The organism is Verrucomicrobiia bacterium, assembly GCA_023953615.1.
Taxonomy (GTDB): domain Bacteria; phylum Verrucomicrobiota; class Verrucomicrobiia; order Limisphaerales; family JADLHS01; genus JADLHS01.
Window position 1 is genome coordinate 515,483 of record JAMLJH010000001.1, and the last position, 15,019, is coordinate 530,501.

The following is a 15,019-nucleotide window of genomic DNA, read 5'->3' on the forward strand; positions in this document are numbered from 1 at the left end:
GCGGCCGTCATGACCAGTGGCAAGCAGTGACGACCACGAAGCGGCTCGCTCACGGAGAATGAATTGCCGCTGCCTGAACGGATTCGGGGCAGAATTTCAGCTTAACTCGAAAGCGCTCCCGCCGTCGGCGCGCTCTGATTGAAGGTCAGCTTTTCCTTATCGCTGCTGACCTGGATCGGATCACCTTCGTGCAGATGCCCGCGCAAAATCTCCTCGGCCAACGGGTCTTCGAGATAACGCTCGACCGCCCGCCGCATGGGCCGCGCGCCGTATTGCGGATCGTAACCTTTCTCCACCAGGAAATTTTTGGCCGGGTCGTCCAATTCGATTTTCAGGTTCTTCCCTTTCAATCGCTTCGCCACCTTGCTGATTTCCAGCTCGAGAATTTGAATCAAGTCCGGACGCGTCAACGTGCGGAACACAATCACATCGTCCAAACGATTCAGGAACTCCGGTCGGAAAACCTTCTTGGATTCGTCCAGAATGCGTTCCCGCATCTTTTCGTACGTGAACTCATCGGAAACCGGTGAGAAGCCCAGCGTTGCCCCGCGCTTGATCGTGTCCGAACCGACGTTCGACGTCATGAGAATGATCGTATTGCGGAAATTGACAATGCGCCCCAGGCTGTCGGTCAGTTTCCCTTCCTCCAAAATCTGCAACAGCATGTTCCACACATCCGGGTGCGCTTTTTCAATTTCATCAAACAACACCACAGAGTACGGTTTGCGCCGCACTTGTTCGGTTAACTGACCGCCTTCCTCATATCCAACATAACCCGGAGGCGAACCAACCAGTCGCGACACGTTGAACTTCTCCATGTATTCACTCATGTCGAGTTGAATGAGGGATTTGCCGTCGCCAAACATCTGTTCGGCCAACGTGCGCGCAAGCAATGTTTTCCCCACGCCGGTCGGTCCCAGCAACAGGAACGTGCCAATGGGTCGGCGCGGGTCCTTCAAATCGGCCCGTGAACGGCGGAGCGCTTTGCAAATCGCCGAAACGCCTTCCCGCTGACCGATCACCACCTTCTCCATCTCGTCTTCCACAGCCAGCAGCCGCGCCATTTCATCCTGGCCCATGCGTTTCAACGGAATGCCAGTCCACTTGGAAACCACCGTCAAGATGTCTTCCTCATCCACGACCACCCGTTTCTCTTCCCGCGCCGTGCGCCAGTCGGTCAAAATTTTTTCGAGCTTTTCCTTGGCCTGCTTTTCCTGGTCCCGCACCTTGGCCGCGCCTTCAAAATCCTGATTCTTGATCGCCTTTTCTTTTTGGTTCTTGAGGGCTTCGATCTCGGTTTCGATATGTTTCACCTCGGGCGGACGCGTCATGGTGCTGATGCGCGCGCGCGAGCCGGCCTCGTCGAGAACGTCAATGGCCTTGTCCGGCAAAAAGCGATCAGTGATGTAACGGTCGGAAAGTTTGACCGCCGCGGTCACTGCGTCCTCCGTGAATTCGGCTTTGTGATGGTCTTCGTACTTCGGCTTCAGACCTTTCAGAATTTCGACCGCGTCCTCCACCGAGGGCGCTTCCACTTTGACCGATTGGAAGCGTCGTTCCAACGCCGCATCCTTCTCGATGTACTTGCGATACTCGTTCAACGTCGTGGCTCCGACGCATTGCAGCTCGCCACGGCTCAAGGCCGGTTTGATGATGTTCGAGGCATCCATCGTGCCTTCCGCCGAGCCGGCGCCCACGATTGTGTGCAATTCGTCAATGAACAGAATGATGTTTTTGGCGCGACGAATTTCGTCCATGACCGCCTTGATGCGCTCCTCGAACTGGCCGCGATATTTTGTGCCGGCGACCATTAACGCGAGGTCCAGCGTCACCACCCGTTTATCCCGTAAAATTTCCGGCACGTTACCCCGCGCAATTTCCTGCGCCAATCCTTCCACGATGGCGGTCTTGCCCACGCCAGCTTCTCCCAATAAAACCGGATTGTTCTTGGTGCGGCGGCAAAGAATCTGGATCACGCGCTCAATTTCGTCCTTTCGGCCGATGACCGGATCCATGTCGCCCTTGCGGGCGATTTCCGTCAAATCGCGCCCGAACGCCTTGAGCGCGGGCGTCTTGACTTCGCCCTTCTTTTCCGGAGCGCCGCCCGTGGTCAGCGCAGATTTTTCCGATTCCTCGCCGAGACCGGATTCATCCTGGCCGGTGAAATTCGGATCCAACTCCTTCAAAATCTCCTGGCGGGTTTGTTCAATATCCACCTCGAGATTCTTGAGCACACGAGCCGCGACGCCATCACCCTCGCGCAATAATCCGAGTAAAATATGTTCCGTGCCGACGTAGGTATGGTTCAGCGCCTTGGCTTCCTTTGAGGCCAGAGCCAGCACTTTTTTTACGCGAGGTGTATAGGGAATGTTCCCGATCATTTTTTGATCCGGTCCGGTCCCCACCTGTTTCTCGACCTCCATGCGCACCGTATCCAGATCAAGTCCCATCTTCTCCAGTACGTTGACCGCCACGCCCTGCCCCAACTTGATCAAGCCCAGCAACAGGTGTTCCGTGCCGACAAAGTTATGGTTGAACCGATCCGCCTCTTTGCGGGCGAGGGCCAAGACCTGTTGCGCGCGCGGGGTGAAATTGTTCATGGCTTCTTCGCTCATAGGTGCTCCAAGTTGTTATGCTTTCTCGTTCTTGTCCAATCCCGCGCCGTTTGCCCCGCCTGACTTGATGACCGGCCGATTCACGGGTTTCAATTGCTCGCGCAGCATGTCCGCTCGAAGCAGGTCACGTGCCTCGGCAGAAAGCTTGTCCGCATGGGACTTTTGCAAATGGGCGGGTTGCGTCAAAATGAACAACTCATCCACGATCAAGCCGGCACTGCTTGGAAACAATCGCAACTCCACGCCCAACCGCATCAGCGACAGCAGATTCATGGTTTCTTTTGAGGAAATACTGTGCGCATTGGCCAGAATGCCATAGGCGCGACCGATGTGGTTATAGACCATCTTGGCCTTCCGCTCGAGCAATGTTGCCCGCGCGTTTTCCTCGTGCTCGATAATCTGCGCCAACACTTTTTCCAACCGTTCGACAATGTCCGTTTCCGACTCGCCCAGCGTCATCTGATTGGAAACCTGAAAAATATTGCCCAGCGCCTCCGTGCCTTCACCGTACAATCCGCGGACGGCCAGACCCAATTTGTTCACCGAGGTAATGATCGGATTGATCTGCTCGGCGAGCACCAATCCCGGCAGATGCAACATTGCGCTGACGCGGATTCCCGTGCCCAGATTGGTTGGACAGGCGGTGAGATAACCCAGTTGGTTGCTGAACGCGTAATCCAGCTTCTCTTCCAGTTCAGAATCCAATCGGTCCACCAACTGCCACGCCTGCCGGATTTGCAAGCCCGGATGCAGCGCCTGAATCCGGAGATGATCCTCTTCGTTGATCATGACCGCCAGGGTTTCGCCAACATTGATCACCAACCCGCTCCCGGCGCTCTTGGCGGCGTGTTCGCGACTGACCAGATGCCGCTCCACCAGAATCTGCTTATCCAGCGGCGCGAGGTTGTCCATGGTTTCGGAAAACGCGCCCTTCATCTCGGGGAGACTTTCAATCGCCGGCCGGATGATTTCCAACACGCGCATCCGCTCGGGCTTTTTGGCCCAACCCGGGAACGCCCCGTCCCGAATGTTCCGCGCCAGCCGCACGCGACTCGACAACACAATCCGGTCGTGCGGCCCTTTGCGGTGGACGCTTTTCGAGGCTGGCTCTAAAAACTCGTCGAGGTTCATCGGTTCATTTCACGGTGGCGGCGGGCAACGGCCCTTTCAATCGCTTGATCTCATCACGCAACTGCGCGGCCTGCTCGAAGTTTTCGGCTTCCACCGCTTTTTCGAGTTTCTTTTGCAAGGAGGCCAGTTGCAGTTCGAAATTGCGTTGCGCGCGCAACCGTTCCGGCACCTTCCCTTTGTGCTGCGTGCGTTTTTGCGTGGACTTGATCAACATTTCCAAGCCTTCCGCAAACGTCTGATAACATTCCGGACACCCCAGGCGACCGCTCTTCTTGAAATCCGCCTGCGTGAAGCCGCACTTGGGGCACTTCAGTGTCGCGCCACCCGCCGCCTGCTCCAACTCTTGCGACGCGCCCAAGCCCAACAACAAATCCGCCAGTGAAAACCCCGAGGGATCATTGACGCCCTTTTCCTTGGCGCACTCTTCGCACAAGTCAATCTTGTGCATTTTATCCCCGGTAATTTGGGTTAAATGCACCGTCGCGGTTTTCTCTTTGCAGATGTGACACAGCATAACGATCAACCTCTGATTCTATATTGGCTCGCCGGTGGAATTCGTCAAGTTGCGGTAACTGGCCACCAACTTCCGGGTCCAGCGCCCCGGTTTGCCGTTTCCAATCACCCGTCCGTCAATCTTGACCACGGGCATGATTTCCGCCCCGGAACCGGTCAGAAAACATTCATCGGCATTAAACAAATCGTACCGCGTGAGATTGGGTTCACCCACTTGCATGCCGGCCGCGGCGGCCAGATCCATCACCGTCTTGCGGGTGATGCCGTACAACGCGCCCGCCGCGAGCGGCGGCGTCAATAACGCGCCGGCCTTCACGATGAACAAGTTGTCCGCCGTGCCTTCCGCGACGTAACCCTCCGCATTCAACATCACCGCCTCTTCCACGCCCGCGTTATTCGCCTCGATCTTGGCGAGGATATTGTTCAAGTAATTCAGCGACTTGATGGCGGGATTCAACGCGCTGTGCAGATTGCGCGTGGTTGGCACCGTGACGATGTCCATGCCCTTGGCGTACAACTCCGGTGGGTACACCTGAATTTTTCCGGCGATGATGATCACCACTGGCCGTTTGCACTTTCGCGGATTCAACCCCAGCGTGCCGACGCCCCGGGTCACCACTAACCGAATGTAGCCATCGCGCACTTTGTTTTTGCGGCAGGCCGCCAGCGTCGCCTGCATCAATTCCGCGTGGGACATCGGAATGTCCAGCAGAATTGCCTTCGCCGAGTAGAACAGCCGGTCAATGTGCTCCTTCAACTTGAAGACGCGTCCGTTGTAGGCCCGGATGCCCTCAAAAATTCCGTCGCCATAAAGCAGTCCGTGATCGAACACCGATACGGTTGCCTTGTGTTCGTCATAGTATTTTCCATCAATAAAAACTTTCATCTTTATGTCTTGCACACTAGAAAAAAGCTCCCGGCAGCGCAATCGAACAATCTTGCGCGCCAGATGCGCCGCGACGCGGGCGGATTTGGTTTTTTCTTCCTAATCCCGGGCGAACGCCTAAAATCTCCATCCGCAACGGCCTTGCGGCCAGTGGTTGCGGTCATCCCCGCGAAAAATTATGAGCCATCCTGTAGTAAGCATTTTAATGGGCAGCGATTCCGACTGGCCCATCATGAAAGCCTCCGCCGAAGCACTGAAAGAATTCGGATTGGAAGCGGAAGCCAAAGTCATCTCCGCCCATCGCGATCCGCATGGCTTGGAAGCATACGTCCAGCAAGCTCCGGCTCGCGGACTGCGCGTGTTCATCTGTGGCGCCGGCGGCGCGGCGCATCTCGCCGGAGTCACGGCCGCGTTCACCACCCTGCCCGTCATCGGCGTGCCGATTCTCGGTAAATCCACGGAGGGATTGGACGCCCTGCTCTCCATGGTCCAGATGCCGCCCGGAGTCCCCGTCGCCACCGTCGCCATCAACGGCGCGCGCAACGCTGGAGTCCTCGCCGCCCAAATCCTGGCCGTCGCGGATCCGCGGTTGCAGCAGGAATTACAACAATTCAAAGTGCGCTTGATGGAAGCCTCGCGCGCGAAAAATAAAAACCTCACCCCTTAATTCCGCTGATGGAAAAACTCCTCGCCGGCGTCCGCAAATTTCACATTCAGGAACAGCGCCAATACACCCAGCTCTTCCGCCGACTTTCGCGCGACGGACAGGACCCGCACACGCTGTTCATCACCTGCTCGGATTCCCGCGTCATCGCCGAATTGATCACCCAAAGTCAACCGGGCGATCTCTTTGTGGTAAAAAACATTGGTAACATTGTGCCTCCGGCTGATGTCACCGGCAGCACCAACTCCACTGCCGCCGCCATTGAATTCGCCGTTGCTTTGCTGAACGTCCAGGACGTCGTCGTCTGCGGTCATTCCCAATGCGGCGCCATTGCCGCCCTGCTCCACGGGCTGCCGCCCGAAACTCCCGAACACTCGAACCTGCACGAATGGCTCGCGCTCGCCGCGCCAGTGCATACCGCGCTGCAAACCCGCTATTCACCCTTGCAAAGCCAGGCCGAACGCGCCGTCGCCGCCACTGAGGAAAACGTCTTGCTCGCGCTCAAAAATCTCCGCACGTATCCCTGCGTGCAAAAGCGTTTGCATGAAGGCTCCTTGCGCTTGCACGGTTGGATTTTCCAGATCGCCACCGCCGCGGTACACGCTTACGACCCGGCCCGGGACCAATTCCTGCCCCTGACACCTGAGCCAGCCTCTCCTCCAACCGATCATTGAGATAACGTGGATGGTTCACAGTCGTGGCTTCAACAAAGGCAAGCCAGTCCGAAATCGAAACCAAGCCGAGCAGCAAATTCGCCGGCATGAAGCGATACCGGTCGTCAATTTGATACCACCGCTAGGCTTGAAACTGAGAGGCCCGCCGCCGCGCGACGCCGGCTACACCTGCTTAAAACGCGCTAAATCCTGCGCTTTGCATGTCTTCACGATTCTACTAATGTGAATCCATTAGTGCAAAATAACGGAAATACAACAAACACCACCCCCAACCAATCCGGTGGTTACAAGCTCATACTCGAACAAGTACGACAACTCTAACCCCCGCAGCCGCGGCATGCTAAAGGATCAATCATACTGGTTGCACAAGCTTGCCACGCTCAAGATTGATCGCGCCAGTGGCGACCCAGCGCCCCACAAACCATTTCTGCTTTTGATGGTTCTCGAAATGGCGGATCGAGGAGAAATCAGCTCTCCCGAGTTGCCGCTGTCGCCCGACTTGGCCTACCGCTTCAGCTTGTTCAACCAAGTGATTGCTGATCGGAGGCGACCGCCTTTGGAACTGCGTTTGCCATTTCATCATCTCAAGACTTCCGGAATCTGGCAGCCGCTCATGGCCGACGGCAACCCGTCGCCTGATCGGAAGCTCACAGTCAAGGTTCGTTTTGATCCTGATTTTTTCGCATGCCTGAAAGACGCGGCATTCCGGGAGAAAGCCAAGATGGTACTGATCAAAACGCCACCATACTTCCTGAACGACGAGCGCACCGCGCTACGGAGTATGCTGCGGATTGAACCAACGACCGCCGCGGCCAAGCTCAAGGATTCCGGACCGCTTTACACTGCGCCAGTTGAGCGCGGTCGCGACGCACGCTTCCGCATTGAGGTCGTGGTTGTTGCTTACAGACACACATGCGCGTTGACGGGCTTCCGAATGACCACGCTTGGCAAGAGCAGGATGGAGAGCATCGTGGACGCCGCGCACATTCATGAGTTTCGCGACAGCCGGAACAATGACCCGCGCAACGGGCTTGCCTTGTGCAAGAATGCTCACTGGCAATTTGATCGCGGCTTGTGGTCAATCACGGACGACTTTCGAGTCATTGTGAACCGGGAGAAATTCCTGGAAGAAGGCATCGCGGGTCAACGACTGGCAGATTTTGAGGGCCACAGGCTTTTCTTGCCCAGTGATCCGAAGTATTGGCCTGATTCCACTTACCTGAACTGGCATCGGGAGCAACGCCTTCCCGTTTAGCCAATCTGCAAGTCACCGGACCGGCCCGGCAGTTCTGGAAGGATGGAGGGAAATAGCGGAGCAAACCGCGAAACACACGAAATACACGAACTCCTATTTTTGCGTGTTTGGCGCGGTTCGAGGTTCAAGTCCTGAGCGTTCCCAATCCGCGTAGATGCTCAAGGAAAACGCGTTGAATCAGGCCGCCACCAGCGGACGCACGCAGCAAACTTCGTCTTCGCGGAGCGGGGCGAGGGAGGATTCCGGGACGGTGATGACGGCGATGGAGTCGCCCAGCGCATTGAACACCTCGGCACTGTAGCCATCCTCCTGGTCGGAGCGACCGGGATGGTGTTCGACCAGTTTGACGATGTCGCCACGCTTGAGCCGTTCCGTCGGCAGGTCGCGGGTGAGCACCATGTCTTTGTAGAGTTCAAACTTCATTGCGTTTTTTGCTTGTCCGGCAGCAAGGTAACAAACTTGGTCACACCCGACAAGTGCTCGGTCATCCAGATTGTCCGGATTGGCTTTGAGCGCCGCATGAATCGCCGCGTTGTTGCTCTCCGTGGCGCAGGAGGTGAAAAGGACCTCACGCCCGTCCGCCCCAATCAGTTCGGCGATTTGTTCTCGCGCCGCTTCGATCGCCCCTTTCAATTTTGCGCCAAATTTATAGCTGCTGGATGGATTACCCCATTCCGTAGTCAGGTACGGCAACATTGCCTCCAGCACCTTCGGAGCAATGGACCTCGTGGCATTATGGTCCAGGTAAATCACTTCGGATCGGATGGTAGTCTGCGCTCCCGTAATCAGCAAGGGACAGCATTGCGGCGCGGCATTCAGGCTTGTGAAGATGCGAGGCTCGTGACACTGTTTTGCACAATGAAATTGCGATGCGTCTGGCCAATCGCGCCAGTAATTCTTTTCCTAATCAGCAGCCTTCTAAAATCCGCGGCGGGAACGATCACCATCGCGCCAACGCCCATCCTCAACACGGTGCTAACGAGCAACGTCACGTATGAGGTTGAATTCTCCACCAACGGGACAACCTGGCTGGCTTCCGGCGTCCTGGTGACCGGCAACGGCGAGGCAAACTCAATCCGGCTGGACACCTTTCCGGAACACGCGAGTTACCGGCTGACTCCGGTTGGCTCCGGCGCCGCCGTCGTCCCGGCAGTTTCAACCGGTTGGCATCTCCAGGCGGCATTCCCCGGCGCGAGCGAATTGCGCCTCGAAGCCTCGCCACTGGTAGATGAAGCAACTTGGACGCACCGCGCCTTTGTCTTCACGAACTTACAGGGAGCGTTCGTTCATCCACTGACACTGCCACTCACCGGCAGCGAGTTCTTCCGTGCAGTACAACCCGCCGCACCGCTGCAATTGGCCTCCTTGACCAGCTACCCGGTCAATCTCAATGCGACGCTCTCGGGCTACGGCGTGGTGTTGGGTGAAATGCCGCAATTATATCGGGACGGTTACGTCGCTGCGGTGTGTGCGGCGGTTTACAATCGCGACGGCGTCAACGCGGCCGCTGCGGGTGAATGTTATGAATTAGTCGGGACGCGCGGTCAGACCACCGTCATGGTGGCCGACCTGGCTTTTGACACGCCAGCGGGCACATGTGATGTCGGCCGCCCCTTCTTCGACCTCGGCACCGCGGCGTTCACGAACCTTTTCGGCCCCGGCGATGGTTACGGAATCGCGACGTATCGGCTGGTGCCGGCCCCGGTCACGGGCAACCTCAAAATGATTTGCACCCTGAACTCGGGCGGCTATTACGTCACCTTTCGCCCCTACAATCATCGCGCGGGTATCAGCAAACTCGAGTTACAACCAACGGCCAACGGACCTTGGATCGAGCTGTCTCGGGACACTGCTAACAACTTCGTTTACAGCTTGACTCCTCCCCTCAGCGTTCCGTTTAACGCGCGCATCACCAGCCGATTTGGTGAAGTGGTGACGTTCCCGACGATTACCTCCCTGAACACCGACGATAAAATCACCGCGAATGGTCAGTTCGCCATTTTCCCCGATCAGGGGCCATCACCCGTGTGGATGCTTCCTCCGGTGTACACTGAGGGACTCACGAACATCTTTGGCGCTCAGTGGACCACCACAACAAGCGGCGGACTGAGCGTCACCCCGGCCTACTCCGGAAGCGCCTATCAAGGCAACTACAGCCTGCGAATCGCCAACTTCGTTGGTTACAGCCAATTAAGTCTGTTCAGCCTGCTTAAGTTTCCCAAACCTCCAGGTGGTTACTTGGAATTTGCCATTCGTTCCGAGGGCGCCGTGATCAATGGCCTGACGCTCAGAATCAGAGGTTCCAGTGCGAGCGGCGCGACGGCTTGGTCAGCCCTCATGCCCCTGCCGGCGGTCAACAACACCTGGCGCGTATTTCACATTCCTTTGGACCTGAACGACGTGCCGGCACAAATTGACACCATTCAATTGAGCAACTCGACCAGCTCAACTTTGCCTTCCGTTAATCTCGATTCGATTGCTTTCCGTTGGTGAGAAACAGTTGAAGTTGGCGACGAATTCCCCTGAGTGGAAATCACCAGCTTGTAACAAACTTACAGCAGTTCGATGCGATGATTTGCGCTGACGCTGATTGAGATTGGAATTACGTCAAACCTGAGATTCTCCCGGCTGCCGGGCTACCAGACATCCGCCCTGACCGTTCACCAATCGGAAGAATCATCCTCGGTTTCCGCGTGCCCCCAACGGGAGACTTTGGCCCATTCGCGCTCGTAACCGTCACAGGTAACCTGGTAGGCCGGGCACAACGGGCAGCCATCGCCGCGGATGATTTCCACATTGGGCGTGGGCGGATAACGTCGCATCAGATCCTCCGCCGTAAACCGCACCTTCATCTCCTTGGAAGTCAGACCACGCGACGGCAATTCGGTGATGCCGGCGTCCCGCAGACAAATCTCGCCTTCGATAAACAACACCGAATTTTCCGCGTCAATGTGGTGTTGCATCGCCTCAATGTATTGCTCGGTGGCGGCGCGGAGTCGGATCTGCTCCGCCGGGGACAACGACCGCTGTTCGACCCACTGCTGAAGTTGATCCAGGAGGACCCGGAATTTGCGGTGATCATCCGTCATGACGGCAATCGGGCCGCGATCGCCGGGAAGCTGGAGCCGGTTGACCAGGACCGCGAACAACACTTCCTCTTCCCGGGCATGGTGGAATTCATCGGCAATGACGCGAAAAAAAGTGATGAACCGCGACAGGTCCTTCGGACGCGCCTGGCCCCCGATGAGTTGAATCACCGCCGTCCGAAAGGAATCCAGCATCTGGTCAATCAAATCGTGCTCGGCGCGCAAGTCTTTCAGCAATTTCATGGTAGCAAAATGACAGGTGCGCGGACGGGAATCAATGCCGCTATCAGCCACATACTCAGGAACACTCAAATCAGTCTCGCACGAGCGGCGACGATAGTTCACGTAGATTACGTGAGATGTTTTCGTTGCCAACCGCGCAACTCTTGACCAAGGACGAGATAATCGAGGTCTGGGTAATGAGCACGCCGAGCAGGCAAAAGAATGTGGTCACGCAAACTCGCCTTGAATTCAGCCGCACCGCCATCCCAACCAATCGAATGAAGTTCAGACATTCGCCGTTCGTTGAGGACAAGTGAATAGTCACGTTTGATTCCAAGGAGACCGTTGTCAAATGCGCGGTGATGCAGTGTACTCAGGCACAGTCCGTTTTTCAGTTCGTCTGTCCCGCACTCATGATCAACTGGGATGATGTGTGCTGCGTCCACCAAATCAAGTTGCATTCCACTGACTGCGCAGCGGTTGCCATAGGCGGCGAGGACGTTCCGACGGAAGCGAGCATCGCGCACCTTGCGGTTAATTTGTTGCAACACTGTTTTTCTAGGTCCTGCTGGGATGTCCCTAATTTCCTGTTCAATATCTGTGTTGGCGATTCTTTTAAGCTGTCGAAGATCTTCGGGCTGTTGCGCCGTTCTATGTAATTCTTCGAGTTCTTGAGCGTAGGCCGCAAAGAAATCAGGGCGAAACGCGATGACGATTTCCTGATTATCGCGAGTCTGCGGAAAGAACGCCTTGGCTCTGGCCTCATTGACTGTTTCACGCCTCACTTGCAGAGACGGCGAACGCCCCTCCATTGAAATGAGGTGTTTAGTCACGTCGAAGCCCGCAAACATCTGCTCATCTTGTTCCCAGCCAAGAAGTAACGTCTTTGCTCCTTCTTCCACACGAAAGCGGTCAACGCCGGTAATTTGGATTCGCAATTCGTTCGGGTTTCGCGGATAGCCGCCGTGCGTCATGTTCCAGATGTAACAGAGGACGACAACTCTCTGTTCGCCACAAAACAGTGATAGCTTGAATGGATGTGCGACCGAGAGAACGATTGCGTTCCAGCCGGAAAGCTTGATTGCTGCGAGGATTCGCTGAAGCAAGTCGGATTTACTGATGCGAGTGGCCATACTCGAAACTCACTTACCCTTGCCTTTTTGCCGTTTCGAAGCGCGCGGGTAGGTTTCCAGAAAAGCCATCTGCGTCGGCTTGAGTGCGGCACGTGGCACTTTTGCAGCCGATTGTTTCCGGTCATTTTTCCTGACAGTGCGCTTCGCACCGCCATCCGTTGGCAGCGGCTCGTCGTCTTCGACGCCGTTCCACAAAAGGCCGGGTTTCACTGCACGATACGAATCGTCACCGTTTGACTTCTGCGGTTTTGCAGCCGAATACTTTTTAAGTTCTCCGCGCTGGAAGCGACCGAGAGCACCTTTCAGATAATCTTCAACCAAATCGCAGCAAATCCACTCGCGCCGCGTCCGCTCCGCCGCTTCGCCCGTCGCACCGCTGCCGCAAAACGGATCAACCACCAAGTCGCCAACCTCGGTCAACATGCGTATGAAGAACTCCGGAATTTCAGTTGGGAAGCGTGCCGGGTGCGGAGTGATTCCGTTGTTGCGACAGTAGCGGATATAAGCCGAGTTGCTTTCCGTGTGAGCCAAAGCGATCAAGTTCGGCGGAATCGCCGCACCGTTGTCCGTGCCGAAGCGATCAGAAATGTCATGGCCCGATGGGCGAAGTTTTGGCGTGTAGCCTTTTTTTAAGAGCACCTTCATGCTGTCGGAGTAGGGCTGAAGCACACGGCGGTTGCTCGCTTTCGGCCACGGTGTTGGTGATAGCCACCAAATGCAATTGATCGCATCCTTCACCCGAATACGCCGGACCGTTACCCACTCGGCGGGCGTTGGCAAACGCGCTGGATTCCACCAGAAAAATTCCTGCGCCAGATGAAATCCGAATTCCTTGCACAGCATGATAAGCAGTTCGTAGTGGTAAAGACTGCGCGTCGGCTGCCCCGAAATCCATGCGCCGCCGATATCAATGACGAGCGAACCCTGTGGCCTCAGTGCTTTATGGAACGCTGCTGCGAAAGGGCGAAACCATTCCAAATATTCGTCTGCGTCCGCGTTACCGTAATCCTTCTTGCGCACTAGGCCGAATGGCGGACTGGTCATGATGAGATCAACGGACTGTTCCTCGACTTTATCATGAAACATCGCCAGCGAATCGCCGAGGAAAATTCGTCCAAGCACCGTCTCGTGAAAGAGTTTTACGGTGGTCTCGGCGGCTTTCTGTGGCGCAATCGGCATCTGGGTGATTCTTATCATTTTCAAGACCTTGAGCAATCATATTGACAGCCCACAGCCGATTGCTGGGAGTATTCAATCAGATAATCTTTGCGCTGAAACCAAAAAGGCGAACGGTGGTCCGCCCGCCTTTCGTTATTTTAGATTTTGAGTTCGCTTAATACCGATAGTGCTCGGCTTTATACGGGCCGTCCATCGGTACGCCGAGGTAATCGGCTTGCGCTTTGGTCAGCTTGGTCAGTTTGACGCCAATCTTTTCCAGGTGCAGGCGGGCGACTTCCTCATCCAGTTTCTTGGGCAGACGATAAACCGCCTTTTTGTACGTGCTCTTGTTGGCCCAGAGGTCAATTTGCGCCAGCGTCTGATTGGTGAAGCTGTTGCTCATCACGAAACTGGGATGTCCCGTGGCGCAACCCAAATTTACGAGCCGTCCTTCCGCCAACAGATAGATGCTCTTGTTGCCGGGCAGATAATAACGATCGTATTGCGGTTTGATATTTTCGATGCGCACGCCCTTGGTGCGCCGGAGCTGTTCCACCTGAATTTCATTATCGAAATGACCGATGTTACACACGATGGCTTGATCCTTCATTTTGAGGATGTGTGGCGCGGTGATGACGTCGCAATTGCCGGTGGTGGTGACGTAAATATCGCCCGTACCCAGCGTGCTTTCGAGCGTGTTGACTTCAAAACCTTCCATCGCGGCCTGCAACGCGTTGATCGGATCAATCTCGGTGACGATGACGCGCGCCCCGTAAGCGCGAAGCGAATGTGCCGAGCCTTTGCCGACATCGCCGTAACCGCAGACCACGGCGACCTTGCCCGCCACCATCACGTCGGTGGCGCGTTTGATGCCGTCAGCGAGTGATTCGCGGCAGCCGTAAAGATTGTCGAACTTGGATTTGGTGACCGAGTCGTTGACGTTGATGGCGGGCACGAGGAGTTTACCCTGCTCGGCCAGTTGGTAGAGACGATGAACGCCCGTGGTGGTTTCTTCCGAAACGCCCCGCCACTCTTTCACCAGCTTTGTCCAGATGCCGGGCTTCTCCTTGGCAAGACGGCGCAACAAGGCTTTCACCACGCTGACTTCGTGACTGTCGCCTTTGGTCTGGTAAGCCCATTTCGAACCGTGTTCGAGTTCATAACCTTTGTGAATCAGCAGGGTTACGTCGCCGCCGTCGTCCACAACCAGTTGCGGTCCCTGGTCACCGGGAAAGAGAATCGCCTTCAAGGTGAGTTCCCAATACTCCTCCAGCGCTTCCCCTTTCCACGCGAAGACGGGAGTGCCGGTGGCGGCAATGGCGGCGGCGGCATGGTCCTGGGTGGAAAAGATATTGCACGAAGCCCAACGCACTTTGGCGCCAAGGGCCACCAGAGTTTCGATCAACACCGCCGTCTGGATGGTCATGTGCAGCGAACCCGTGATCCGCACGCCCTTGAGCGGCTGCTGCTTCGCGTACTTTTTGCGCACCGACATCAGGCCCGGCATTTCGTGCTCGGCCACGGCGATTTCTTTGCGTCCCCAATCGGCCAGCGCAATGTCGCGCACGATGTAATCCTTGCCGGTGGGGGTTTTGGCAGCAAACGCGGCGAGGTTGGGCAACGCGGCACTGACTTCCGCCAGAATGGAACTGACTTTGGACTTGGCAATTTTAGGCATGATT

The 15,019-nt window shown here is 56.2% G+C and carries 13 protein-coding genes; 4 read left to right on the forward strand and 9 right to left on the reverse strand.

Annotation, left to right across the window (positions count from 1 at the left end):
• Window positions 1–101 precede the first annotated feature (101 nt).
• The 4 genes from M9920_01985 to ilvE are packed head-to-tail and all read right to left on the reverse strand — an operon-like array spanning window position 102 to window position 5,145.
• Window positions 102–2,615 carry an ATP-dependent Clp protease ATP-binding subunit gene (locus M9920_01985; GenBank protein MCO5051057.1) on the reverse strand — a complete coding sequence of 838 codons (2,514 nt, stop codon included), beginning with the start codon at window positions 2,613–2,615 and terminating at the stop codon, window positions 102–104.
• Between the two features lie 15 nt (window positions 2,616–2,630).
• On the reverse strand, window positions 2,631–3,746 hold the full coding sequence (locus M9920_01990) for a protein arginine kinase (GenBank protein MCO5051058.1): 1,116 nt from the start codon (window positions 3,744–3,746) through the stop codon (window positions 2,631–2,633).
• A gap of 4 nt (window positions 3,747–3,750) precedes the next feature.
• Window positions 3,751–4,260, reverse strand: coding sequence for a UvrB/UvrC motif-containing protein (locus M9920_01995; GenBank protein MCO5051059.1), 510 nt, complete (start codon window positions 4,258–4,260; stop codon window positions 3,751–3,753).
• Between the two features lie 18 nt (window positions 4,261–4,278).
• Entirely contained in the window at window positions 4,279–5,145 is an 867-nt protein-coding gene (ilvE, locus tag M9920_02000; protein MCO5051060.1) for a branched-chain-amino-acid transaminase, read from the reverse strand.
• Window positions 5,146–5,323: 178 nt separating this feature from the next.
• Between ilvE and purE the strand changes: the two genes are divergently transcribed.
• From purE to M9920_02015, 3 genes are all read left to right on the forward strand, one after another.
• Complete coding sequence (gene purE / locus M9920_02005) at window positions 5,324–5,812, forward strand: 5-(carboxyamino)imidazole ribonucleotide mutase (GenBank protein ID MCO5051061.1); 489 nt, start codon at window positions 5,324–5,326, stop codon at window positions 5,810–5,812.
• A gap of 8 nt (window positions 5,813–5,820) precedes the next feature.
• A complete protein-coding gene (locus tag M9920_02010) occupies window positions 5,821–6,483 on the forward strand; it encodes a carbonic anhydrase (protein MCO5051062.1) in 663 nt (220 codons plus the stop codon).
• 337 nt (window positions 6,484–6,820) lie between these two features.
• Window positions 6,821–7,738, forward strand: coding sequence for an HNH endonuclease (locus M9920_02015; protein MCO5051063.1), 918 nt, complete (start codon window positions 6,821–6,823; stop codon window positions 7,736–7,738).
• A 177-nt stretch (window positions 7,739–7,915) separates the two neighbouring features.
• Here M9920_02015 and M9920_02020 read toward each other — a convergent pair whose 3' ends face one another.
• Window positions 7,916–8,491 (reverse strand): aminotransferase class V-fold PLP-dependent enzyme, encoded by a 576-nt coding sequence (locus M9920_02020; GenBank protein ID MCO5051064.1) that lies wholly within the window; start codon window positions 8,489–8,491, stop codon window positions 7,916–7,918.
• Window positions 8,492–8,596: 105 nt separating this feature from the next.
• On the opposite strand from M9920_02020, the gene M9920_02025 reads away from it, so the two are divergent.
• Complete coding sequence (locus M9920_02025) at window positions 8,597–10,231, forward strand: hypothetical protein (protein MCO5051065.1); 1,635 nt, start codon at window positions 8,597–8,599, stop codon at window positions 10,229–10,231.
• 167 nt (window positions 10,232–10,398) lie between these two features.
• On the opposite strand, the gene M9920_02030 is transcribed toward M9920_02025, so the two are convergent.
• The 4 genes from M9920_02030 to ahcY form a co-directional block, all read right to left on the reverse strand.
• A complete protein-coding gene (locus M9920_02030) occupies window positions 10,399–11,067 on the reverse strand; it encodes a hemerythrin domain-containing protein (GenBank protein MCO5051066.1) in 669 nt (222 codons plus the stop codon).
• Window positions 11,068–11,174: 107 nt separating this feature from the next.
• Window positions 11,175–12,179: an HNH endonuclease gene (locus M9920_02035; GenBank protein ID MCO5051067.1), complete on the reverse strand. Its 1,005-nt coding sequence runs from the start codon at window positions 12,177–12,179 to the stop codon at window positions 11,175–11,177.
• Window positions 12,180–12,188: 9 nt separating this feature from the next.
• Window positions 12,189–13,376, reverse strand: a complete 1,188-nt coding sequence (locus tag M9920_02040; protein MCO5051068.1) for a site-specific DNA-methyltransferase — start codon at window positions 13,374–13,376, stop codon at window positions 12,189–12,191.
• A gap of 136 nt (window positions 13,377–13,512) precedes the next feature.
• A complete protein-coding gene (ahcY, locus tag M9920_02045) occupies window positions 13,513–15,015 on the reverse strand; it encodes an adenosylhomocysteinase (protein ID MCO5051069.1) in 1,503 nt (500 codons plus the stop codon).
• Window positions 15,016–15,019: the final 4 nt, after the last annotated feature.